Raw genomic sequence first — 22,883 nt, 5'->3', positions numbered from 1 at the left:
TCCTTGCCTACCAGGGCAGGCGTTGTCCATCGTAGGCAAAGAACTGGCCGCTGTCGGCCGGCGTCAACTGGTCAATCAGGTTCAGTAGCTGTTCAGCGGCAACGTCCGCAGGGCGGGCGCTGGATGCCCCGCGAAAAGGTTGCGACAACCCCGACACGACCGTGCCCGGGTGCAGACTCAGCAAGCGGCTTTGCGGGCGGGTGCGGGCCAGTTCGATCGCTGCGGTCTTGATCAGCATGTTCAGCGCCGCCTTGGAGGCGCGATAGGCATACCAGCCGCCCAATCGGTTGTCGCCGATGCTTCCGACCTTGGCCGAGAGCAGCGCCATCGCCCCTTGGGGATCAAGCAACGGCAGAAAATGCCGCAACACCATCGCCGGCCCCAGCGCGTTCACTTGAAACACGGCTTGCAGCGCATCTGCCTCGATCGCGCTGTAGCTCTTTTCCGGTTTGATCCGCTCACGATGCAGCAGGCCGGCAGCGTGCACGATCAACTGATAGGGGCGCTTGCGCGGCCAGTTCGGCGGCGGCGCTGGCGATCGATTGCGGCTGCTCCAGATCCAGCGCTGGAACGGTATGGCGCCCCAGTTCACGAACGCCGGCACAGCGCGGGTCCTGACTGAGCTGCTGGCAAAACGCGCGGCCGATGGCGCCACTGGCGCCGATCACCAGGGCACGATAATCATCGCCCAGGGAGGCCATGCTGAAAGCGCTGTTCATTGGCTGACTCCGGCACCCTGACGGCGGAAAAACAAGGTCACCTGGCCGACTTCAACCCCGAGCTTGGACATGCGGGTGCGATTGATCAGCGTGTCGTCGTCCATCTGGTACATCCAGTCGTCCATGCTCATTTCATAGGTCGAGCCATCAACCGGCAGGTTCAGGCGATACCGCCAGTGCAGCGCATTGCCGGCCACCTGACCTGTGGCGACGCCCACTACATCACCCGCGCGCCCGCTCCAGCGTCCCTGGCCTTCGGGCGTCAGGGTCCAGACGCGGCGCTGGCGCGTACCGTCGCTGTACAGGAAGTGCTCATCAAGAATCAGGTTGTCACCTTCACGATGGCTGACGATGTTGACCTCGAAGCGCTTGACCACTTCCCCGGAACGCTTCTGAAACATCCCCCAGGCTTTCACCGGTTGGCTGAAAAAAACGCTGCAGATCCAACGCCGGTTGCTGATCGGCGTAGCGACTGACATCGACGCTGCCGCAGCTCGCAACGCCGAGTATCAGAGCCAGCAAGAGCACAATTCGGGTCATTGACGTTCTCCCTGAATGCACAGGCAGGAGGGTGAAATTGGAAAGATCATGCTTGTACAGCCTACTTTCGCTGTACAGGTTTATCGCACCCATCGAGGGTCGAACATCAACTTCGCCGCCCGATCAGTTGCAGGAACTCTTGACGCGTGGTGGTGCTGTCACGAAACGCGCCGAGCATCACCGAGGAAGTCATGATCGAATTCTGCTTTTCAACGCCGCGCATCATCATGCACATGTGCCTGGCCTCGATGACCACGGCCACGCCGGCGGCATCGGTGATCTGCTGGATGGCCTCGGCAATTTGCCGGGTGAGGTTTTCCTGGATCTGCAGGCGCCGGGCGAACATGTCCACCACGCGCGCCACTTTCGACAGCCCGAGCACCCTGCCGGTGGGGATGTACGCCACGTGCGCCTTGCCGATGAAAGGCAGCATGTGGTGCTCACACAAGGAATAGAGCTCGATGTCACTGACGATGACCATCTCATCGCTTTGCGATTCGAACAGGGCGCCGTTGGTGACGTCTTCCAGGCTCATGGTGTAGCCGTTGCACAGATACTGCATCGCTTTGGCCGCACGTTTGGGCGTGTCGAGCAGACCTTCACGCTCGGGGTTTTCCCCGACGCCGACGAGAATTTCACGGTAATGACTGGCTAGTAGTGGGTTCATTCAGGGGACTCGCAGCAGTGCTGTGCGTGAGGGCCAATCCGTAGCGCAAGAGTTGTACGAAATTAAGTTCTTTGTATAGGTTTTACTCAAGATAGGCTGAAAAAATCCGCCTGACAATGAATCGGCAATCTTTTTTATGCAGATGCGAACACCTCACATCGCAGCGTGCGAGGTTGCGCGTTTGGCGCAGAGGGGAAAGCGCTCCCGGGCAGTGGGAGCGCTAGGCGAATTCGCGGAATTATTCGCTGTAGGTCGGGTAATCCACATAGCCTTCGGCATTGCCGCCGTAGACCGTGGCGGGGTTCAGCGGATTGAGCGGCCAGTCATTGGCGATGCGCGCCGGCAGGTCCGGGTTGGCCATGAACGGCCGACCGAACGCCACCAGGTCCGCCAGTCCCGATTCGAGCAATTGCGCGCCGGATTCAGCGTTGTAGCGTCCGGCGTAAATGATGGCGCCGCTGAAGGTGTCGCGCACTGCGCGGCGGAATGTTTGCGGCATCTCGGGCGCGTCGTCCCAGTCCGCCTCGGCGATGGACAGGTAGGCAATCCCCACGTCCTCAAGCACCTTGATCGCTTCGATGTAAGTGGTGTGCGGGTCTTCCTCGACCATGCCCAGATAAGTGCGCGCTTCATCGGTGGTGGTGAACAGCGGCGCGAACCGCACGCCGACTTTTTCCTTGCCGATGCACTCGGCGACACCCGACACCACTTCGCGCAGAAAACGCAGGCGATTGTGCAGCGAGCCGCCGTATTGATCGGTGCGCACATTGCTGTGCGCAGAAATGAACTGGTTCACCAGATAGCCGTTGGCGCAGTGCAGTTCGATCCCGTCAAAACCGGCATCCATCGCATTGCGCGCCGCCTGTATATAGAGCTGAACCAGTGCCTGCACTTCATCGGTGCTCAGCGCTCGCGGTGCGGATGGCTTGACCAGCTCTCCAGCGCCCGGCGTGGTTTCAATGAACACGCTGACCCGTTCAGTCGCGATGGCAGAAGCGGATACCGGGGCCGCGCCGTCGGGTTGCAAGGCGGTGTGGGACACACGTCCGACGTGCCACAGCTGGGCGAATATCACGCCGTTCCGGGCATGAACCGCTTCGGTGACTATGCGCCATCCGGCAATTTGTTCCGGCGTATGAATGCCGGGGGGTCCAGGCGTAGCCCTGACCGCGAGGCTCGATCTGCGTGCCTTCGGTGACCAGCAGACCGGCGCCGGCGCGCTGCTGGTAATACTCGGCCATCAATGCGTTGGCGACATTGCCCGGTTGCGTGCTGCGCTGGCGGGTGAGGGGCGGCAGGACGATGCGGTTTTTCAGGGTGTGCTGGCCCAGGGTGAAAGGCGTGAAGAAAGGGCTGTTTTTCATGGAATTCCTGTTTTGACCTTATTAGACCAGTCGACTATTAATGCGGCAAAAAAAACACCGTGCGTGAAGCGCACGGTGTCTGGGAGGCTCGGTGGCTCAGGCCAACAGCTTCAACAGCTTTTCAGCAACGGCTGCCGAGCTGGCAGGGTTTTGACCGGTCACCAGTTGGCCATCGGTCACTACGTGAACCTGCCAGTCAGCCGCTTTGGCGTAGCGCCCGCCAAGACGCTGGAATTCGTCCTCAATCAGGAACGGCACAACATCCGTGAGGCCCACAGCGGCTTCTTCAGCGTTGGTGAAACCGGTGACGTCCCGGCCTTGAATCAACGGTTCGCCATCGGCAGCCGTGACGTGGCGCAGCACGCCCGGCGCATGGCAGACGAAACCGTGGGGTTTGTTGCTGCGGTCGAAGGCTTCGATCAGTGCGATCGAGTGTTTGTCCTCGGCCAGATCCCACAGCGGGCCATGGCCGCCGGGATAAAACACAGCATCGAAATCCTCAGCGCTGACATCCGCCAGACGCCCGGTGTTGGCCAGTGCCTGTTGGGCAGCAGGGTCCTTGCGAAAGCGCTCGGTTTCAGCGGTTTGCGCATCGGGCTCATCGCTTTTCGGATCAAGCGGCGGCTGGCCGCCAGCCGGCGATACCAGAGTGATCTGTGCACCGGCATCCTTGAAGGCGTAGTAGGGGGCCGCGAACTCTTCGAGCCAGAAGCCGGTTTTCTTGCCGGTGTTGCCAAGCTGATCGTGGGAAGTCAGAACCATCAAGATTTTCATAGAGCGCCCTGTGGTGGTCGGGTGTCCTCGACGGGTTCGTCTGCGACACCTTGGAAGAAATGACGGACACAGCATAGATTCATATTAGACCGGTCGTCTAGTAAATTTTTACGGCGGTGTTTCCGCGCGATCACTGTGGCAAACTCCGGCTCATCAGAAATATACGACTGGTCTAATGTTTGGTATTTTGCGTCCCATGAAACCGACCTACGACGATACCCGCCAACACCTGCTCGACACCGGCCACCGCATGATGGCCGAAAAGGGCTTCACCAGCGTTGGCCTGAGCGAGATCCTGCAGACCGCCGGTGTGCCCAAGGGCTCGTTCTATCACTACTTCAAATCCAAGGAACTCTACGGCCAGGCGTTGCTGGAGGATTACTTCGTCGGCTACCTCGCAGATATGGAGCGACGCCTGACACTGCCGGGGCTCAGTGCCTATGAGCGGCTGATGGATTACTGGCAGGGCTGGCAGAACCGCTGCACCCTGGAAGGTCACGGCGATGAATGCCTGGTGGTCAAGTTGAGCGCGGAAGTCGCCGACCTGTCCGAGTCGATGCGCCTCACCTTGCGTGACGGCGCCGAGCGCATCGTTGCGCGGATCACGACGTGCCTGGAAGAAGGGCAGCTGGATAAAAGTGTGCCGGATGCTGATGCTCGCCAGTTGGCAGAAACCCTTTACCAGCTCTGGTTGGGCGCCAGTCTGCTGAACAAGCTGCAGCGCACCGGGCAGTCATTGCAGACCTCGATGGTGATGACGAAGCGGCTTTTGCAGCGGCCCTCAAACTGAAGCGCCAGGCCTGTTGAACGCGCCCGGTTCTTTTGGTCGGGCCCTCAAGGTAGTGCGTAGATCTTGAACAGCTTCTTCGCCGCGTCGCCGGCGCCATCCAGGTAGTTGTCGTACGCCTGCTCGATGTCGCCGGCGCGGTACATCTCACTCAGCGCAGTGTCGACCAGCAGACGGAAATCTTCGTCGTTTCGATCCAGCGCCATGGCCGTTGGCGCGTACTCGAAAATCCGCTCCAGCAGCACCAGGTGACCTGCGGGGTCATTCTTGCTCAGCAGATGCTTGAGCACCATGCGCTCAGCAAAGAACGCACTGGCTTTGCCATCGGCAACCTGTTTGAGGCCTGCATCGGCATTCTCCACCGTGACCAGCGTGGCCACCACGCCGAGCAAACGCATCTGCTGATGTATCCACGCCTCGGTCACACTACCGCCGATGGCAGCAAACGTTTGATTGGACAGCCCAAGGTTCGCAGTGGCACGCCACGTTGGCCCGGTATGGGCCACCTTGCCATTGAGCACATTAAGCAAAGGCTGGGAGGCGTCCTCGCGCACCACGGCCGAGAGACCGGCGGTGTAGACCGGCACCGAGTAGCTGACCTGCGAGCGCCGCGCCAGTGTCGGAGGGGTCGGCGTACAGAGAATGTCGATCTTCCCCGAATTGACGGCATTGATTTCGTCGTTGAGGGACACAGGCTGGTAGGCGATCTTCAGCGCGGGCAACGCCAGTTCGCTCTTGACCTTTTCGGCTATTTTCAAACAGAGGTCGATGGCATATCCGCTGGCTTTATCGGCGACCTGCTCGCTGAACGGCGCGAAGTCCGGCAAGTAACCGAGGGTGAACGTGTGGCTCGTGCGGATGCGCTCAAGCGTGCTGCCGTGGGCCATGACCGGCAATAGCGTCAGTAGGCAGACGAGTAGCAGCGGGTGGGATTTGATCAGTTTTACGTTCATGTGCGGGTTCCTCGAATTCAGATGTCTGAGCCGTCACGAAGACGGCGGTCAAGGATTGTCGGCCCGGGGGGGAACCGGCACAGGCACGTCGACAAAACGTTTGGCGAGGAAGCCGTAGAGCAGGTAGCCGAACACCAGAACCAGAATGCCGCCGAACACCGCATCTTTGCCGCAGGCATACAACGCGTAGAGGGAGTACGCCACGGCCACCACCAACAGCAAGGTATTGCGGGTGTACACGCTGGCACTGACCTTGGCTTTGTACATCATGACCAGCAGCCCGGTGGCCGCCGTTACATAGGGAATCAGGTTGGTCACGGCGGCGAGGCTGACCAGTTTGCCGAACTGCGCACTGGCGTTTGGCGAAATGGTCGACAGCGCCATCAAGGTCTGCAGCACGCCGCAGACCAGCATCCCGACGATGGGGGCATTGCGGGCGCTGACCTTGCAGAACAGTTTGGGAAACATGCCCTGGTCAGCCGTCATCTTGGCGGTTTGTGCCAGGGTGAACTGCCAGCCCAACAGCGAGCCCACGCATGCCATCACTGCCAACGCCATGATGATGTGGCCGACCGTCGGGTTGAACATGTGCGCATAAACCAGCGCGAACGGCGCGGACGAGTTAGCCAGCTCGGCATTCGGAATGATCCCCTGAATGACGGTCGTCGAGAGCACGTAGACAACCGCCGCTCCCAGGGTGCCGAACAGGCAGGCCAGCGGCACCGTACGCGTGGGATTTTCCACCGCGTCAGAGGCCTGCGCGGCCGATTCCATGCCGAGAAAGGCCCAGAGTGTCAGCGGAATTGCTTTGCTGATCGCTTCGGAAATGGGCAGGTGGTAAGGGTTCCAGGCGGCGATCAGCAGATCGGGTTTGAACCAGAACCATCCGATAAGGCTCAAGCCGGCGACCGGGATGATCACGCCCCAGACCGTAATCGCACCGATCTTGCCGGTAACGCCGGGGCCGCCAAAATTTGCCACGGTGGTTATCCAGAGCAAGCCGACCGTTCCGATGAACAAAGGAATGGCGCCGCTTCCCAGCCAAGGCATGAACGACGTCATGTATCCCACTGCGGAGATCGCCACCGCCACGTTGGCGATGGCCAGTGACAGGAAATACAGATACGAGCAGAGGAAAAATCCCGACTTTGCGTGCGCCTCTTCGGTATAGGCGGATAACCCGCCCGAGCGTAGACAGAAGATGCCGCACTGGGAAAAACAATATGCAATGGCCATGGAACCGACAGCGGTGACGATCCATGACAACAACGAGACCGCCCCGAGTTGCGCCATGCTGGTCGGCAACATGATGATGCCCGAGCCCATCATGTTGACGGTCACCAAAGTGGTGAGTCCCGTCAGGCTCATTTTCTTGTTGGTGTCGGTCATCGAAAACCCCTCGATCGGCGAAGTGCATCCGCGCCCAGCCCTTGAACGCACTGCAGCGTGGTCATGGTCAATGTTCGCCGACGGTTGAGGTCAACGTGTCTGCCTTGCTTATCCAGCCTCCGCCTGTGGCCTTGTAAACATCGATCATGGCGGTGAACACCGAACCCCGGGTCCGGGTGTAGGTCAGCTCGGCGTCGAACAGACTGCGCTCGGCATCCAGCACTTCTATGTAGCTGGTATAGCCGTTGTCGTAGCGCAGCCGGGCAAACCGGGTGTAGGTGCGCAAGGCTTCGACCTGATTGCCTTGAGAAGTCATTTGCTCGCGGGATTTGCTCGCGGCAACCAGGGCGTTTTCAACATCCCTGAAGGCTGACTGGATCGACTGTTGGTAAGCCAGCAAGGTTTGTTTTTGAACGGCCTCGGCCTGTTGCACCTGGCCGGCGATCCCGCCAGCGGTGAAGAGCGGCATGCTGGCGGCGACTCCGTAAGACCAGGTGGCAGCCGGCCCGGTGAACAGGTTGGACAGTTGGTTACTGACCGAGCCCAACAATCCGGTCAGCGATATCGTCGGGAAATACAGCGCCTTGGCCGCACCGATTCGGGCGTTGGCGGAAACCAGATTCAACTCGGCTTGCCGCAGATCGGGGCGGCGCTCAAGCAAGTCCGAGGGCAACCCGGCGGGTACCGATGGCAGCGACAGTTGTGTCAGCTCACGGCCTCTGATGATCGGGCCCGGATTGCGCCCAAGCAGCACAGCCAGATCATTTTCCTGTTGCGCCACCAGTGACTCGAATTGCGCAACGGACGCCTGGGTGCGCTGGAATTCCGAAAGGTTTTGCGCCAATTCCATTTCAGAAATGGTGCCGGCACCGAAACGCAGTTTGAAGATTTCGTAGGAGTCGCCACGGGCCTTGGCCGTGGTGCGGGCGATTTCCAGTTGGCGGTCAAGATCGCGCAGCGCGATGTAACTCGATGCCACCGACGAGACCAGGCTGAGTATCACCGTCCGCCGACCTTCTTCCGAGGCCAGCAAGTCAGCCCGTGCCGACTCATTGAGTCGCCGCAAGCGCCCCCAGACGTCAAGCTCCCAGCTCACACTCAGGGTGGCCTGATAATTCTGGTAAATCGGGTCGACGCCGGAGTCCAGCGGTACCGGGCCATTGTCGCGTGGCGCGCGGGAACGACTGCCTTGCGCAGCGGCGCCGATTTGCGGAAACAGCTGCGAACGCGCCACACCGTAACGGCCCTGAAACTCCTCGACCCGGGCGGCGGCGATCTTGATGTCTTGGTTTTGCGCCAGCGCGCTGCGGATCAAGTCATTGAGCACCGGATCGTTGAACTGTTCCCACCACAACGCGTTGGACAGGTCGTTGGCCTCTTGCTCTGCGTAGCGATAGGGCCGCCGGGGTGTCGGTGGCCGGGCGCTGGTAATCCGGGCCGAGCATGCAGCCGCTGAGCCCCAGACAAATCAACCACGACAAATGGCATGTGCGCATTCATTCCCCCTCATGTCTGTGCAGGGGAGCGCCACCGGGGATCTCTCCGGGCGATGTGAGTGAAGGCGGCGGGGTGGTCTGTTGCGGCGCGCCTTTTTTCTCGGTCAAGCGTTCAACCAGGTAGTAGAACAGCGGGATGAAGAAAATGGCGATGACTGTTGCCGCCAACATCCCGCCGATGACACCTGTGCCGATCGAGTGTCGGCTGTTTTCCGATGCACCGACGGCAATGGCCAATGGGACACACCCCAGAATGAACGCCAGGGACGTCATCACGATAGGCCGCAGCCGCTCCCTGGCGGCGGTCATTGCCGCATCGTAGGCAGACATGCCGCTTTCCCGGTTCAGTACCGCAAATTCGAAAATCAGGATGGCATTCTTCGCGGCCAGAGCGACCAGCATGGTCAAGCCGATCTGGAAGTAAACATCGTTGCTCAACCCGCGTATCAGTACCGCGAGCAGGGCACCGAACAACGCAAAGGGCACTGCCAGCAATACGCCGACGGGCAGGGACCATTTTTCGTACTGCGCGGCCAGGATCAGGAACACCATGACCAGGCCGAAGATGAACACCTGAGAGGAAGCGCCCCCGCTTTTTTTCTCCTCGAAGGCCTCGCCACTCAGGGCCAAGGCATAGTCATTGGTCATGATTTCAGCGCTGATCTCTTCCAGCGCCTTGAGTGCCTGACCGGAGCTGTAACCGGGCGCGGCGTTGGCGGTGAGCTTGACTGCCGGGAAGTTGTTGAAGCGCGTCAGCAGGTCGGGGCCGGTGACGTAGCGGGTGGTCAGCAGGGCTTTGAGCGGCACCATCCCCAGGTTCTTGCTGCGCACATAAATCTGCTGCAAGTCTTCAGCCTTGAGTCGGTAGCTCGGTTCAGCCTGCAGAATCACCTGCCACAGACGGCTGAACTTGTTGAATTGAGACACATACAGAGAGCCGAACATGGTTTGCATGGTGCTGTACACGTCTTCCACCGGCACTCCCAGTGTCTCGGCCTTTTCGCGGTCGACATCGACCAGCAATTGCCGGGAAAACACATTGAAGGTCGAGGTAATGGCGCCGAGTTCCGGACGCTGCCTGGCCTTTGCGACAAGCATGCCGACCGTCTCGGCCAGCTGCCCGACGCTGGCGTCGCCCTTGCTTTGAACCCACACCTCCATGCCACCCGTGGTGCCCAGACCCGGTATGGATGGCGGGTTGACCGGCAAAATGATCCCGCCCTGTACCGTGGAAAAGGCCCGGGCCGCTTTCTGGATGAGCGCTGGAGCACTCTGCTCCTTGATGGTTTGCGAGTCTTTGTAGCGCTCTTCGAAATCCTTGAACCCGACGAAAAAGGCACCAGCATTGTTCTTGTTCTGGCCATCGAGCAGGCTGTAGCCGTTAACGATAGCGACACCCTCGACGGCCTCGTCATGCATGAAGAAATCACTGGCGACCTTGCCCACTTCAGCGGTGCGATCCAGGCTGGCGGCATCGGGCATGATCAGCGCGCCCAGCAGATACCCCTGATCCTCCGGGGGCAGAAAGGCACTGGGAATGCGCTGCGCCATCAGCGCAATCAAAACGATCATGCCGGCGAACAGCAGCAACGCCAGCACAAAGCGTTTGATCATGAACGCCACGGCACGCGAATAGCCCTCGGTCATGCGTTCGAAGCTACGTTCGAACCAGCGGAAAAAAGCGTTTTTTTTCGCCTTGGTGAGGTTTGAGCAGCAGGGCGGCCAGGGCTGGTGAAAGCGTCAACGCCACCAGGCCGGAGATCACCACGGAGATGGCGATGGTGATCGCAAACTGTTTGTAGAGCTGCCCGGTGATGCCCCCCATGAAAGCCACCGGGACGAACACAGCACACAACACCAGCACGATCGCGACCACCGGGCCGGCCACTTCATCCATGGCGCGTTTGGCGGCGTCCTTGGGGTTCATCTTGTGTACGTGCATATTGCGTTCGACGTTTTTCAATCACCACGATCGCGTCGTCGACCACGATGCCGATCGCCAGCACCATGCCGAACAGCGTCAGCATGTTCACCGAAAACCCCAGGGCGGACATGCCGATAAAGGTGCCGACAATCGACACCGGTACGGCGAGTACCGGGATCAGCGTGGCGCGCAGACTCTGCAGAAAAATGAACACCACCACGACCACCAGCACCAACGCTTCGAAAAAGGTGTGAATCACCTCGGAAATCGACGCGCGGGTGAACGCGGTCGTGTCCATCACGATCTTGTATTCGATCCCTTCGGGAAATGTCGTTTTCATTTGTGCCAGGGTCGACGTCACCGCTGCCGAGACATCGAGGGCGTTTGCCCCCGGCTGCTGATACACCGCGATCAGCGTCGCGGGACGTCCTTGATAAGTGCTGCGCAGCGAATAGTCCTTCTGCCCGAGTTCGGCGCGCCCTACATCCTTCAGGCGGACGATGGCCGCGCCGTCGTTGCTGGCGCGCAAGATGATGTTCTCGAATTCCGCAGGCTCCGTCAGGCGGCCCTTGGTGGTCACCGCGAACGATTGCTCCACGGCCTGGCCGGTCGGCGATTGCCCGACACGGCCGACGGCGAATTGCTGGTTCTGGTTGGCGACCGCTGTCTGTACGTCAGCGGCGGTAATGCCCAGTTGCGCCATGCGATCGGGTTTGAGCCAGATCCGCATGGCGTAGTCCGGCGTGCCGAAAATACTCGCCTGGTTGGCCCCCGGAATGCGCTTGATTGCATCCAGAATGTAGAGGTTCGCGTAGTTGGCGACATAGGTGCTGTCATAGCGCTCGCCGGCCGAATACACGGCAAGCACCATCATGAACGCGGAAGATTTTTTCTGTACCTGAATGCCTTGGCTCTGGACGGCGGAGGGCAGTTGCGGCAAGGCCAGATTGACGCGGTTTTGCACATCGACCTGGGCAAGGGACGGGTCGGTGCCAATCTCGAAGAACACGTTGAGGGTCATGTTCCCCGTCGCCGAGCTCGACGAGTTCATGTAGATCATGTTGTCGGCGCCGTTGACCTGTTGCTCGATCGGCGCTGCCACGTTATTGGCCACCACCTGGGCATCGGCGCCGGGGTAGGTTGCCGAAACGGTAATTTGCGGCGGGGTAATATCCGGGTACTGGGCCACCGGCAATTTGGCCATGGCCACCGCGCCGGCCAGGGTGATGATGATTGAGATCACCGAAGCGAAAATGGGGCGATCAATGCAGTAGTGGGAAATACTCATGGGCTGCGCCCGGTGTCTTGCTGCGTGCTGGCAGCCATCGGTTTTGTCGGCGTCTGGTTAGCTGGCGGGGCAGGAGGGGCAATGATGTTCAGCGGCCCTCCGGGCGTGACTCTGATCGCACCGTCGACCACGATCCGTTCACCGGCCTGCAACCCTTGGGTAATGAACCAGTCATCGCCGTGCCAATCACCCACTTCGACCACCCGTTGTTCGGGCTTGCCCGCAGCATTGATCACCCAGACAAAGTGGCTCTTGGCCCCCTCCAGAACGGCCTTTTGCGGCACGACGATGGCGTTCGGCCTGGTAGCGCCGATGGCCCGCGCCCGTACGAACTGGCCGGGGGCGCAACTGGCCATTGGGATTGGCGACCACGGCGCGGACGAGAAAGGTGCCGGTGTCCTGGCTGTAGGAGGGCGCGGCAAAATTCAGTCGCCCCTGTTCGGGCAACACCGAGCCGTCGGCCAATACCACTTCCACGACAAATTCACTGCGCAGCGGGAATATGAGGTGCCCGGAAGCAATCTCTTCGCGGAACTTGAGCGTCTCGTTTTCCGAAAGACTGAAGTTGACGTAAATCGGGTCCATCTGCGAGACGGTGGTCAGCAGTCCGGACTCACCGGGTGTGACGTAACTGCCTTCCTGCTTTTTGGCAAAGCTTGAAAGACCGGTAAGCGGGGAGGCGATGGTGGTGTAGCTGAGGTTCAGCTGTTCGGTTCGCACCGACCCTTCGGCGGCCAGCACGGCGGCTCTGGTCTGACGCTCATCGCCGACGGCATTGTCCAGGTCCATTTTGCTGACAGCATTCTGCGCCGCCAGCGGCCGGACACGGGCGAGGGTGGCTTTGGCCACCTCCCAGCGTGCCTGCTGTTGAGCCAGTTGCCCCTGGGCCGAGAGCAATGAAGCTTCAAAGGGCTTGCGGTCCATCTGAAACAGCGTCTGCCCGGTTTTTACCAGGTCCCCTTCGGTGTACAGCCGCTTTTCCAGGAACCCGGCAACCCGGGCGCGGATCTCCACTTCGCGGGAGCTTTGGGTTTGCGCAACGAATTCGAAGGTCACCGGTGTCGTGCGTGCGGTGACTGTCATGATCGTGACATCAGGCGCTTGGCGGGCGAGGGTCGGGGGGTTCTTTGTCGCAGCCGGCGAGCAGGCTCAGGCTGCCGACGATAATGGCGACGGGCAAGCCCAGTTGCCTGCCAACACTCATGTTCCTGCCCATATTCTGCTCCGTGAAGGGTTCTCGGACAGACGCTTAGCCATTTGTTGATCACAACGCTAGCACCGGCATTCAGTGGCATTTCTGACAATTATCAAAGAACACGATTTGCCAGCCGCGAGACCCATGGGTTGGCACTCAAACCATGGAGCAGCACACTCAGTAAAACGGTACAGGCTGCTACAGCCACCAACGTACCACCGACTTGCAGAGGGTAGTCCAGAATCATCACGGCGAAGACAATACTTGCCAGGCCGCGCGGACCGAACCAGCCGATGAACAGCCGGGTTTCGAAATCGAAGTCGGTCCCTGCCAGACTGATGAGCACAGGCAGTACGCGAACCACGGTCAGGCTGAGCACTGCATACAACCAGATATTCAGCGTGAAACTGCTCCAGGCCCAAGGGATTACCTGCGCGCCAAACACCACCCAGGTAATGACGGAAAGCAGGCTGGCGAACTCTTCACTGGCCTTGAGCAGATCATGCTTTTGTTGAGCAAACAGATAACTGGCGAGCAGGCCGCCAACGAACGCCGCGATAAACCCGCTACCGCCTGATGCTTGCGCGGTGGCAAAGCAAACCAGCGCCAGTCCGGGTAGCGTCAGCTGTGACCACATGGGGGTTTGCCAATGGCGTTTCCCGGCGTAGCGCTGCAACAACCAGGCGATCAACGTCAGGGCGACGCCGACGAGCGCGCCAATGCCAAGCTCCTCGGCCACCAGCTCCACCGCCAGCGAGACGGGCGACCGCGTCTGTTCTTCGATCAACAGGGCCAGGAACATCAACAGCACCGGCACGCAGATGCCGTCATTGAGCCCGCTCTCCACGTTCAATCCTTCACGCACGGATGCCGCCACCTTCGGATTGCTCACGACAGCCTTGCCCAGTGCCGCATCAGTGGGCGCCAGAAGAGTCGCCAAGATGGCCAGTTCGATCGGGGGAATCTGCGGAAACAGCCAGATGCCGACCAGCCAGCCACCGAGCATGGTCAGCGGCAGCCCGATCAACAACAAGCGTAGCGGTAATCCTTCGTGGGCTTTCAGCACCTTGAGATCAGCGTTGGCGGCATCGCTGAAGAGCACAATTGCCAAGGTCAGTTCGGCCAGGATCCGGAGGCCGTCCTTGTCGATCCGGGGCAGCAGCAGGCCCAGGAATGCCGGGCCAAGAATCAGCCCGGCGAGCATGAACATCAGAGGCCCATTGAGCAGGCGCGACTCGAAACGTCCGGCAAACAGGCTATAGACCAGCAGGAAAGCGGCAAGCAGTGCCAGGTTCTGATACATCGATCACCTGCCTGTCCGGGTTCAGAGAGAAGGGATAAGGCAGGTTTAATTCATTGCTCGTAGCGTCTTCTGATAAAAATCAATGGATGTGAGGATTCCCCCAGCAAGTACCTGATCAGCTCCTGCGTCGACGCTCCAATAGAGAGAACAGGTACATGCCGGCCAGCATGGCCAACACGAATACGATGATCTGCCCGTGCCCGGTAAGCACAATAGCGACGGCTGGCCCAGGGCAGATTCCCGCCATCCCCCAACCGATGCCGAACAGCAGGCTGCCGCCAATCAGGCGGGCATCCAGCTCCCGTTTCATCGGTAACTGCATGGGGGCTCCCAGCAAGGATTGCTTGTTGTTCCGCGCCCAGTTCAACGGGATAACCGCCACGGCGATGGCGCCTCCCATCACCAGAGCAAGTGACGGATCCCAGGCCCCGGCCACATCCAGGAAAGCCAGTACCTTGGCGGGGTTCGCCATGCCTGCCAGGAGCAGCCCCAGGCCGAAGATCAGTCCTGCGAAAAAAGCGCTGAGCTTGATCATTTTCAGGCCCCCACGACATGACGAATGACGTACACCGTTGCAAAACCGGCGAGCATAAAACACATCGTTGCCGTGACGGATCGGGCGGACAGTCGAGAGATCCCGCAAACCCCATGACCACTTGTGCAGCCGGAGCCGTAACGGGTGCCCACGCCGACGAACAATCCCGCAATGATCAGCGCCGGCCATTCTGCCTTGATCTCGATCTGCGGCAGTAGGGCAAACGCGCCCCACAACAATGGCGCAAGCATCAAGCCAAGAAGAAACAGTGCCTTCTCGCTCCAGCCTTCACTGCCAAATTGCATCACGCTGCCAATCAAGCCACTGATGCCGGCGATGCGACCATTGGCAAGCACGAATACCCCGACCGCCAGGCCTATCAAGGCCCCTCCGCCCAGGGCAGTCCAAGGCGTAAAGTTCAGCCAATCAATGCTCATTTGGTAGCTCCTGCAAAGAAGTGCTGATGAAAGCCATACATCACCGCGCGTGCCGTGGAGCTGCTGATTCGCTAGCCGGTGTATTTTGCGTCATTAAAAACCGCTCGATCTCCTCAACCGTACTTCGCGCCGTTCGGGTGACGCCGATCAGAGTCGCGGAAGCGGCACCTGTCCAGTCGCCATACCCCACCAGCCATAAGCGCGGCTCCTTGATCGAACGCGTACCTTCAACGACCACACGTCCATCGGCGGTACACACCCCCAGTGATGCCAGATAACCGAGGGCAGGGCGGAAGCCGGTGCACCAGATCACTACGTCGACCGGCGTTTGCGAGCCATCGGCCCACGTCACCCCGGTTTCGGTGAAACGCAGGAACGGCCGAACCGCATGCAGCACGCCGCGCTCTCGAGCTTCGACGACTGGCGGGACCATCACGATATCGCCCAGGCCTCCGACCGGTTGTTCAATGACGGTCCCGGCGAGCTGGGCTTTCCAGCGCTCGGTGGCGCGCTCGAACAGCACGCGGCCATCGACGTCATCGGCGAGAAATTCTGGCGGCTGCGGAGTAACCCAGGTGGCGTCGGCCACTTTTGAGACTTCAGCGAGGATCTGTGCACCGGAGTTGCCACCGCCCACCACCAGGACTTTTTTCCCCGCAAAAGGCTTCGCATTGACGTAATGGGCCGAATGCAAATGCTGGCCGGTAAAGGTTTCACTGCCGGGGTAATGTGGCAGGTAAGGATGACGCCAGGTGCCGGTCGCACTGACCACTGCGCGGGCCAGCCAGCAACGGCCCTGGGCTTTGACCTGAAGTCGATCGCCCTGGCGCTCAACAGCATCGACCCAATAAGGCCGTTCGACAGGAAACTGATAGCGTTGCTCATACTGGCGCAGGTAATCGATCACGTTGTCACGACTGGGATAGCCGTCGGTGACCGGCGGCATCATCCAGCCGGCGATGGAGCTCCAGGTCGAAGGTGAAAACAATCGCAGGGAGTCCCAGCCATACCGCCACGCACCACCCGGTGCGGCTTCGGCATCAATGATCACAAACGAGCGCCCGGTGCGACGCAGGAAGTAAGCCACGGCGAGTGCGGACTGACCGCCGCCAATAATCGCGACATCCACTTCGGTACAGTTGGCAGGCATTGGGAGAGTCCTTGAGGCAGCGCACGTCAGGCCAGATTAGCGCATCCGAATCGGGCGTTTGTTGATGATCCTCAAATGGCGGTATCTAGATCGCCGCCCAATCGGTTCGATGCTGCAGCAGAAAATCGACAAATGCCCGGACCCGCTGAGGAACGTAGCGGCCATGAGGGTAGAGCAGGGTGTAGGGCCGGGAGCGCCCATTGTAGGGCTGGAGTACCTCGACGAGGCGCCCATCGGCCAATTCGTTCTCGACAATGAATCGGTAAGTCTGGAACAGCCCAGCGCTGTGTTTGGCCAGGGTGACGCCGCCCAGCACATCGTCCGAGCAGCAATAGCGGCCCTCCGTGAAGATCTCGCGATGTTTGCCGTCGACCTCGAACAGCCATGAAATGCGACGGCCGCTGCTGGGCAGTTCAAATTGAATGCACTCGTGAGCGACAAGGTCATCCAGTGTCGTTGGCGTGCCGGCCCTGGTCAGGTATTCAGGTGTCGCGACCACGACCAGTTGTGCGTCCTCCAGCAAGCGGGCGATCAGGGTCGAGTCCGGTTGAGCCCGGACCCGAATCGCCAGATCGTAGCCCTCCGCCACAAAGTCGATATTTCGGTTACCCAAATGAACATCCACGCTGACGTCTGGATAAAGCGCCCGAAACTTCGGCAGAAGCGGCAGGATCCGGTGATGCCCATACGTGGTCGGAAGACTGATGCGCAGCCGTCCTGACGGCGTCGATTGAGCGCCCATGACTTCTTGCTGTGCTTCCACCAGTTGCGTCAGGGCCTGTCGGCATTGTTCATAGAACACCCGGCCCGGTTCAGTCATCCGGATGCTGCGTGTGGTTCTGACGAAAAGACGTGACCCCAGACGCTCTTCAAGACGCAAAATCGAGCGGCTTACTGCTGCAGGCGTCACACCGGCTACCTGCGCGGCTGCCGTAAAACTGCCCGTTTCCGAGGCCAGGCAAAATAGCTCGATGCTTCCTAGCTGCAGGTCATCAAAATGACGCTTCATATTCATCACACCGAGTATTCGCGAAGTGCCCAAAGCATACCGATGTCGATGACACAGTGGCGAGGACCGCGGCTTTTATTCATTACACGGCGTCATAAATGAAGTAACCGGGCCCGCATTTATTCATTCAAGGCCAGCTTATAGAGTTCATTCCACTTGCCGTCTCATCATGCCGATGAGACGCGAACTGGAGACTTTCCCGTGCCTTTCATCAACGTTCGGATCACCCGCGACGGCGTTACCAGCGAACAAAAAGCACAGGTGATCGCCGAGATCACACAAACCATGCAGACGGTGCTCAACAAGGACCCGCACCTGACGCACATCGTGATCGAGGAAGTCGATACCGATAACTGGGGCTACGCAGGAATAACCACGACCGAGTACCGCCAGTCGCTGGTGGAGCCCAGGTAATGCTGAGGCACTTGAAACCGCTTTTTTCAACTATCGAGCATTATCATGAGCCATTCAAAAAAAGTCGTTGTGGTCACTGGCGCATCCCAGGGGCTGGGCGCGGGCATCGTCGAGGGTTTTCGTAAACTCGGTTATCAAGTGGTGGCGACTTCGCGCTCCATCCAGCCGTCATCGGATCCGGACATCCTGACCGTCGCCGGAGATATCGCCGATCCGGCGACGTCAGAGAAAATCATCCGCGAAGGTGTAGCGCGTTTTGGCCGCATCGACACGTTGGTGAACAATGCCGGGATTTTCCTCGCCAAGCCGTTCACGGCCTATACCCGCGAAGAGTATGTAAATACCGTGGCCACCAACATGGGCAGCTTCTTCTATATGTCGCAGCAGGCGATTGCCCAGATGGAGAAGCAAGGCGAGGGCGGTCATGTGGTCAGCATCACCACGTCGCTGGTCGATCACGCCATCGAGGGCGTGCCATCGGTGCTTGCATCGCTGACCAAAGGTGGAATGAACGCCGCGACCAAATCCTTGGCGATCGAGTACGCCAAGCGCGGCATCCGCGTTAACGCGGTCTCGCCGGGAATCATCAAGACCCCGATGCATGGCGAGGAAAGCCACGCTGCACTGGGTCGCCTGCATCCGGTCGGCCACATGGGCGACGTGCAAGACATTGTTGCAGCGGTGTTGTATCTGGACAGCGCCCCATTCGTCACAGGCGAAATCCTGCACGTCGATGGCGGCCAAAGCGCCGGTCACTGATGGAAACGGCGGTCTGGCCAACCAGGCGACCGGCAATCTGAAGCAAGAAGCCGCCATCGGCGGCTTCTCCCATCACATTTGGGGGGCGTTGCGCGCAGCGATCGCGACGGTGGTCGGCGAATCCGCAAGTGGGACGAATTGCCGTGTCGCGCCATCAAGTGCATCGATGCATCCGGCTTCGATGTCATAAACCCAGCCGTGCAGATTCAGCCGTCCTTGCTCGAGCGCGAGGGCCACTGAGGGATGCGTACGCAGGTTCGCCAGTTGCGCGATCACGTTTTCACGCACAAGGCCATCGAGCTTGGCGCCGGGCGTGTCGAACTCATGCGCCGCGTTAATCGCTTTCGCGGCGTCCGCGTGACGGAGCCAGTTAGCAACCGCTGGCAGATGATCCAGACAAGTGCAGCGCGAAATCGCGCCCATCGCGCCGCAGTCCGAATGGCCGCAGATCACGATGTCCTGGACGCCGAGCACAGCGACCGCATATTCGACGGTGGCCGAAACGCCGCCGGGCTCAGGGCCATAAGACGGCACAATATTGCCGGCATTACGAATCACGAACAGTTCGCCCGGTTCACGCTGCGTAAGGAGTTCCGGCACAACACGACTGTCCGAGCAGGTGACAAACAGCGCCTTGGGATTTTGTGCCGTCGCGAGCTGCTTGAACAGCTCGACACGCTGCGGATAAACCTCGCGCTGAAAGCGCAGAAAGCCGTCAATGATGTCACGCATGAAGTTCTCCAAACCCGATTAACAGATGGGGGCGCCAGCACTCGATATGCTGTCGCGCCGCGGTGGCCGGTATTATCGCAAACGTTGCGCGTGTTAGCTGTATTTGACTTGATGTCTGCAGCCTGTGGGCATTGGTGCAGGAGGGACGTAACGTAATACATCGTTTAACATAATATACATTACACGTAACAAGATGTTTCCGAATCAGCCCGGTTGCACGCTACATTCAATCCAGAGGGTCACCAGAAACCGCATTTTCCAAACCCTCGGTCTGGCCTGAAATTTGTGAGCCTCAATCAGCAGACCGCGTCAGCTTTTCTATCAGTATCCGGTGCTGTGGAAATTGCGCAGTCAGTCTGCGTCTGTCACCCATCTCCATGTCCGCGAAATCAAATCCCGGCGACACGGTTTCACTGATCAAACCAAATCCGTGTTCACCCTCAAGCAGTCGCGATGCTTTCCAGATGCCACCAGGCACGTGCATTTGCAAAAGCTGTCCCGCCAGAATATCGCTACCCATCACCAATGTTTGAAGCGAACCGTCACCTGCGATCATGCTGTACTCGATGGGATCGCCCAGATGGTAGAAATGCAGGATGTCCGATTGGTTGAAATGAAACTGGCCCACCGGCGAATCTTCCGTCAGCAAGTAATAGATCGAAGTCATCAGGTAACGTGGGCCACGGGTGGTTTGCAGCATGGCGCGATGATCTGCTTGAAAAGTCCTGCGAAAATAGCCGCCTTCAACATGAGGCTGCAGATCCAGTGCAGCAATCACGTCCACGCTCTTTGTTTTCCCTCGATTCATGGCCTGCTCCATTGATTGAAAGGCAGATAGGCTGATAGCTCTACTAAACGGCTATTTAGTGGAGTTAACTGTATTTCGACGAATATCGAAGACAATTCCCTCCACTTCAACGATCTAACGCAAACCCACGTGAGGGACAATCGCTAACGCTTCAGCGTCTCGCTCGGCAGCTCTTTGAACAGCGCCCGATAACTGTTGGAAAACCGCCCCAGATGCCAAAACGACCAGTTCATCGCCACTTCGGCCACGGTGGTTTCCGTGGGCCGGCGATTGAGTAATTCGCGGTGTGCACTGTTAAGCCGGCGCAGGCGCAGCCAGTGGCTCGGGGTCATACCGGTGTAGGCCTTGAACGCCTGCTGTAATTGACGCAACGGCACCCCTGCCACCTTCGAAAGCTCAAGCAGATTAACAGTCTCTTCCGGCGAATCTGCCGCCCATTCCCCTACTCGCTTCATGATCGTCCGCTCTTCAGTACGACGCTGCAAACCGCCTCGATCAAGGCGGGTGTGAGCGTTGTCGAGAATGAACAGACAGTCTTCGAGCAGCTGCTGCGTCAATGAGTTTTTATCAAACGGATCAACAGCTTGCGACAACTTCGTGAGCGTTGAGCTTAACCAGCGACTGAACAAGGCGTTCTGCCCGCAGTTAAGCGGCGCCATGAACAATCCCTCGAGTTTCGCCACATCCAGACCGTGTTCACGGACGAATTGCGGGCCGAACACCACGGCGATTTCCTGGTAGTTCTCCGGGGTGATCCAGATGTTGCGGCTGTCTTCGTTAAGCAAATACAGCGCGTTATCGCTGCGATCAAAACAGAACGCCAAGGCACCCGATGGCGCGCTGAATGCCTGCTCGACGCGGGTGTTCATCTGTTCTTCGTAGACCTGCACACCTTCCAGATCCAGATAGCGAATCTGCCCGGCGAAATGCCCGGGCGACATCTGCTGGTAATGCTGGACCCAACCCGGTGTGGCGCGGATTTGTTCGGTGACATCAGCGGTATTGAACGCCTGAACCTGAAGCGGATTACACGTTGTCATGGGAGACCTTGCGCACTCTTTTGGTGCGCTTTGGTGCTGCTTAAAGTGGATAGATGGAACGGCAAGGCACGCCCAAGATAGTCGTCAACGCGCCACAGGGGAAGGGGCGGAAGATGAAACCCGCCCTCCCCGGCGTCTATAAAACCAATAACGAGGTCTTTATGAATGCCCCTTTCGATCAGCTGTTCACATGGCTGAAAGATCACAAGATTACCGAAGTTGAATGTGTGGTCAGCGACCTGACCGGCATTGCCCGCGGCAAGATCGCACCGACCAACAAGTTCCTGCATGAGCGAGGCATGCGCCTGCCGGAAAGTGTGCTGCTGCAAACGGTAACCGGGGATTTTGTCGACGACGACATCTACTACGACCTGCTCGACCCGGCCGACATCGACATGGTCTGCAAACCGGTGAGCGACGCCGTGTATGTGATTCCATGGGCCATCGAGCCGACCGCCATCGTCATTCACGACACCTTCGACAAGTTCGGCAACCCGATCGAACTGTCGCCGCGCAACGTGCTGAAAAAAGTCCTGCAGCTGTACACCGACAAGGGCTGGAAGCCAATCGTTGCACCGGAAATGGAGTTCTACCTGACCCAGCGCTGCGAAGATCCGGACCTGCCGCTCAAGGCACCACTGGGGCGTTCGGGCCGTGCCGAAAGCGGTCGGCAGTCATTCTCCATCGACGCCGCCAACGAGTTCGATCCATTGTTCGAAGACGTCTACGACTGGTGCGAGCTGCAAGGTCTGGATCTGGACACGCTGATCCATGAAGACGGCCCGGCGCAGATGGAAATCAACTTCCGTCACGGCGACGCCCTGGATCTGGCCGATCAGATTACCGTGTTCAAACGGACCCTGCGCGAAGCGGCGCTCAAGCACAACGTCACCGCGACGTTCATGGCCAAACCGATTGGCGACGAACCTGGCAGTGCCATGCACCTGCACCAGAGCGTGGTGGAAATCGCCACGGGCAAGCCGATTTTCGCTGATGCCGACGGCAAGATGAGCGACTTGTTCCGCCATCACATCGGCGGCCTGCAAAAGTACATTCCTAAAGTACTGCCGATGTTTGCGCCCAACGTCAACTCGTTCCGCCGCTTCCTGCCGGACACCTCGGCACCGGTCAACGTCGAGTGGGGCGAAGAAAACCGCACCGTCGGTTTGCGTGTACCGACCTCCGGGCCGGAAGCCATGCGCGTGGAAAACCGCCTGCCGGGCGCCGACGCCAACCCGTATCTGGCGATTGCCGCGAGCCTGTTGTGTGGCTACATCGGCATGGTCGAAGGCATCGAGCCGAGTGCCGCCGTCGAAGGCCGCGCCTACGAACGCCGCAACCTGCGCCTGCCGATCACCATCGAAGACGCGCTGACGCAAATGGAAGAGTGCGACACCGTTGCCCGATACCTTGGCAACAAGTTTGTGCGCGGCTACGTCGCGGTCAAACGCGCCGAGCATGAAAACTTCAAGCGCGTGATCAGCTCCTGGGAGCGCGAGTTCCTGCTGCTGAGCGTCTGATCCACGTCCTATATCCCTTGTGGGAGCGAGCCTGCTCGCGAAGGCGTCAGCACAGTCACCATCAATGTTGCCTGACCCAC

General features: G+C 59.4%; 19 protein-coding genes and 4 pseudogenes. 4 read left to right on the top strand and 19 right to left on the bottom strand.

What is annotated here, in order from left to right:
• Nucleotides 1–7: 7 nt before the first annotated feature.
• The 5 genes and pseudogenes from HT737_RS01615 to HT737_RS01595 form a co-directional block, all read right to left on the bottom strand.
• Nucleotides 8–719: pseudogene (locus tag HT737_RS01615) on the bottom strand (SDR family NAD(P)-dependent oxidoreductase).
• Nucleotides 716–1,259 (bottom strand): annotated as a pseudogene (locus HT737_RS01610) (DUF3833 domain-containing protein). The pseudogenes HT737_RS01615 and HT737_RS01610 overlap by 4 nt, the downstream one beginning before the upstream one ends.
• 106 nt (nt 1,260–1,365) lie before the next feature.
• Nucleotides 1,366–1,926: a GTP cyclohydrolase I FolE gene (gene folE, locus HT737_RS01605; RefSeq protein WP_047294417.1), complete on the bottom strand. Its 561-nt coding sequence runs from the start codon at nt 1,924–1,926 to the stop codon at nt 1,366–1,368.
• Between the two features lie 238 nt (nt 1,927–2,164).
• Nucleotides 2,165–3,290 (bottom strand): annotated as a pseudogene (locus tag HT737_RS01600) (alkene reductase).
• Between the two features lie 96 nt (nt 3,291–3,386).
• Nucleotides 3,387–4,064, bottom strand: coding sequence for a type 1 glutamine amidotransferase domain-containing protein (locus tag HT737_RS01595; protein WP_182401130.1), 678 nt, complete (start codon nt 4,062–4,064; stop codon nt 3,387–3,389).
• Between the two features lie 196 nt (nt 4,065–4,260).
• On the opposite strand from HT737_RS01595, the gene HT737_RS01590 reads away from it, so the two are divergent.
• Complete coding sequence (locus HT737_RS01590; protein ID WP_095669313.1) at nt 4,261–4,854, top strand: TetR/AcrR family transcriptional regulator; 594 nt, start codon at nt 4,261–4,263, stop codon at nt 4,852–4,854.
• Nucleotides 4,855–4,898: 44 nt separating this feature from the next.
• Here the strand turns inward: HT737_RS01590 and HT737_RS01585 are convergent, their stop codons facing one another.
• From HT737_RS01585 to HT737_RS01540, 11 genes and pseudogenes are all read right to left on the bottom strand, one after another.
• A complete protein-coding gene (locus HT737_RS01585) occupies nt 4,899–5,804 on the bottom strand; it encodes an amino acid ABC transporter substrate-binding protein (RefSeq protein ID WP_182401127.1) in 906 nt (301 codons plus the stop codon).
• Between the two features lie 48 nt (nt 5,805–5,852).
• A complete protein-coding gene (gene potE / locus HT737_RS01580; protein ID WP_182401125.1) occupies nt 5,853–7,193 on the bottom strand; it encodes a putrescine-ornithine antiporter in 1,341 nt (446 codons plus the stop codon).
• A 67-nt stretch (nt 7,194–7,260) separates the two neighbouring features.
• Nucleotides 7,261–8,547, bottom strand: coding sequence for an efflux transporter outer membrane subunit (locus HT737_RS01575; protein WP_306287132.1), 1,287 nt, complete (start codon nt 8,545–8,547; stop codon nt 7,261–7,263).
• 142 nt (nt 8,548–8,689) lie between these two features.
• A pseudogene (locus tag HT737_RS01570) lies at nt 8,690–11,901 on the bottom strand (efflux RND transporter permease subunit).
• Nucleotides 11,898–12,095, bottom strand: coding sequence for a hypothetical protein (locus HT737_RS31595; RefSeq protein ID WP_306287131.1), 198 nt, complete (start codon nt 12,093–12,095; stop codon nt 11,898–11,900). Before HT737_RS31595 ends, HT737_RS01570 begins: the two are co-directional and overlap by 4 nt.
• Nucleotides 12,088–12,957: an efflux RND transporter periplasmic adaptor subunit gene (locus HT737_RS01565; protein ID WP_374011123.1), complete on the bottom strand. Its 870-nt coding sequence runs from the start codon at nt 12,955–12,957 to the stop codon at nt 12,088–12,090. Before HT737_RS01565 ends, HT737_RS31595 begins: the two co-directional genes overlap by 8 nt.
• Before the next feature lie 251 nt (nt 12,958–13,208).
• Nucleotides 13,209–14,399 carry a sodium:proton antiporter gene (locus tag HT737_RS01560; protein WP_182401123.1) on the bottom strand — a complete coding sequence of 397 codons (1,191 nt, stop codon included), beginning with the start codon at nt 14,397–14,399 and terminating at the stop codon, nt 13,209–13,211.
• Between the two features lie 115 nt (nt 14,400–14,514).
• Entirely contained in the window at nt 14,515–14,934 is a 420-nt protein-coding gene (locus tag HT737_RS01555; RefSeq protein ID WP_121185434.1) for a DUF6691 family protein, read from the bottom strand.
• Nucleotides 14,935–14,936: 2 nt separating this feature from the next.
• Complete coding sequence (locus HT737_RS01550) at nt 14,937–15,371, bottom strand: YeeE/YedE family protein (protein ID WP_182401121.1); 435 nt, start codon at nt 15,369–15,371, stop codon at nt 14,937–14,939.
• A 40-nt stretch (nt 15,372–15,411) separates the two neighbouring features.
• A complete protein-coding gene (locus HT737_RS01545) occupies nt 15,412–16,521 on the bottom strand; it encodes an ArsO family NAD(P)H-dependent flavin-containing monooxygenase (RefSeq protein WP_182401119.1) in 1,110 nt (369 codons plus the stop codon).
• An 85-nt stretch (nt 16,522–16,606) separates the two neighbouring features.
• Nucleotides 16,607–17,530 (bottom strand): LysR family transcriptional regulator, encoded by a 924-nt coding sequence (locus HT737_RS01540; protein WP_182401117.1) that lies wholly within the window; start codon nt 17,528–17,530, stop codon nt 16,607–16,609.
• A gap of 201 nt (nt 17,531–17,731) precedes the next feature.
• On the opposite strand from HT737_RS01540, the gene HT737_RS01535 reads away from it, so the two are divergent.
• Nucleotides 17,732–17,944 carry a 4-oxalocrotonate tautomerase family protein gene (locus HT737_RS01535; RefSeq protein WP_095669182.1) on the top strand — a complete coding sequence of 71 codons (213 nt, stop codon included), beginning with the start codon at nt 17,732–17,734 and terminating at the stop codon, nt 17,942–17,944.
• A gap of 45 nt (nt 17,945–17,989) precedes the next feature.
• Nucleotides 17,990–18,703: an SDR family NAD(P)-dependent oxidoreductase gene (locus HT737_RS01530; RefSeq protein WP_121185426.1), complete on the top strand. Its 714-nt coding sequence runs from the start codon at nt 17,990–17,992 to the stop codon at nt 18,701–18,703.
• A gap of 72 nt (nt 18,704–18,775) precedes the next feature.
• Here the strand turns inward: HT737_RS01530 and HT737_RS01525 are convergent, their stop codons facing one another.
• The 3 genes from HT737_RS01525 to HT737_RS01515 form a co-directional block, all read right to left on the bottom strand.
• Nucleotides 18,776–19,435: a carbonic anhydrase gene (locus HT737_RS01525; RefSeq protein ID WP_041063919.1), complete on the bottom strand. Its 660-nt coding sequence runs from the start codon at nt 19,433–19,435 to the stop codon at nt 18,776–18,778.
• 292 nt (nt 19,436–19,727) lie between these two features.
• Nucleotides 19,728–20,243, bottom strand: a complete 516-nt coding sequence (locus HT737_RS01520) for a cupin domain-containing protein (RefSeq protein ID WP_182401114.1) — start codon at nt 20,241–20,243, stop codon at nt 19,728–19,730.
• Between the two features lie 143 nt (nt 20,244–20,386).
• Nucleotides 20,387–21,283, bottom strand: a complete 897-nt coding sequence (locus HT737_RS01515) for a helix-turn-helix domain-containing protein (protein WP_041063839.1) — start codon at nt 21,281–21,283, stop codon at nt 20,387–20,389.
• A 161-nt stretch (nt 21,284–21,444) separates the two neighbouring features.
• On the opposite strand from HT737_RS01515, the gene HT737_RS01510 reads away from it, so the two are divergent.
• On the top strand, nt 21,445–22,803 hold the full coding sequence (locus tag HT737_RS01510) for a glutamine synthetase family protein (RefSeq protein WP_041063837.1): 1,359 nt from the start codon (nt 21,445–21,447) through the stop codon (nt 22,801–22,803).
• The last annotated feature ends 80 nt before the right edge of the window (nt 22,804–22,883 follow it).

The organism is Pseudomonas sp. MD195_PC81_125, assembly GCF_014060985.1.
Taxonomy (GTDB): Bacteria; Pseudomonadota; Gammaproteobacteria; order Pseudomonadales; family Pseudomonadaceae; genus Aquipseudomonas; species Aquipseudomonas parakoreensis.
Note: the sequence above shows the minus strand (reverse complement) of the source record. Positions and strands in the feature narration are given on the sequence as shown.

Coding starts and splice junctions, on each gene's coding strand:
- folE (WP_047294417.1), bottom strand. CDS start 1,926: ATGAACCCACTACTAGCCAGTCATTACCGTGAAATTCTCGTCGGCGTC.
- HT737_RS01595 (WP_182401130.1), bottom strand. CDS start 4,064: ATGAAAATCTTGATGGTTCTGACTTCCCACGATCAGCTTGGCAACACC.
- HT737_RS01590 (WP_095669313.1), top strand. CDS start 4,261: ATGAAACCGACCTACGACGATACCCGCCAACACCTGCTCGACACCGGC.
- HT737_RS01585 (WP_182401127.1), bottom strand. CDS start 5,804: ATGAACGTAAAACTGATCAAATCCCACCCGCTGCTACTCGTCTGCCTA.
- potE (WP_182401125.1), bottom strand. CDS start 7,193: ATGACCGACACCAACAAGAAAATGAGCCTGACGGGACTCACCACTTTG.
- HT737_RS01560 (WP_182401123.1), bottom strand. CDS start 14,399: ATGTATCAGAACCTGGCACTGCTTGCCGCTTTCCTGCTGGTCTATAGC.
- HT737_RS01555 (WP_121185434.1), bottom strand. CDS start 14,934: ATGATCAAGCTCAGCGCTTTTTTCGCAGGACTGATCTTCGGCCTGGGG.
- HT737_RS01550 (WP_182401121.1), bottom strand. CDS start 15,371: ATGAGCATTGATTGGCTGAACTTTACGCCTTGGACTGCCCTGGGCGGA.
- HT737_RS01545 (WP_182401119.1), bottom strand. CDS start 16,521: ATGCCTGCCAACTGTACCGAAGTGGATGTCGCGATTATTGGCGGCGGT.
- HT737_RS01540 (WP_182401117.1), bottom strand. CDS start 17,530: ATGAAGCGTCATTTTGATGACCTGCAGCTAGGAAGCATCGAGCTATTT.
- HT737_RS01530 (WP_121185426.1), top strand. CDS start 17,990: ATGAGCCATTCAAAAAAAGTCGTTGTGGTCACTGGCGCATCCCAGGGG.
- HT737_RS01525 (WP_041063919.1), bottom strand. CDS start 19,435: ATGCGTGACATCATTGACGGCTTTCTGCGCTTTCAGCGCGAGGTTTAT.
- HT737_RS01520 (WP_182401114.1), bottom strand. CDS start 20,243: ATGAATCGAGGGAAAACAAAGAGCGTGGACGTGATTGCTGCACTGGAT.
- HT737_RS01515 (WP_041063839.1), bottom strand. CDS start 21,283: ATGACAACGTGTAATCCGCTTCAGGTTCAGGCGTTCAATACCGCTGAT.
- HT737_RS01510 (WP_041063837.1), top strand. CDS start 21,445: ATGAATGCCCCTTTCGATCAGCTGTTCACATGGCTGAAAGATCACAAG.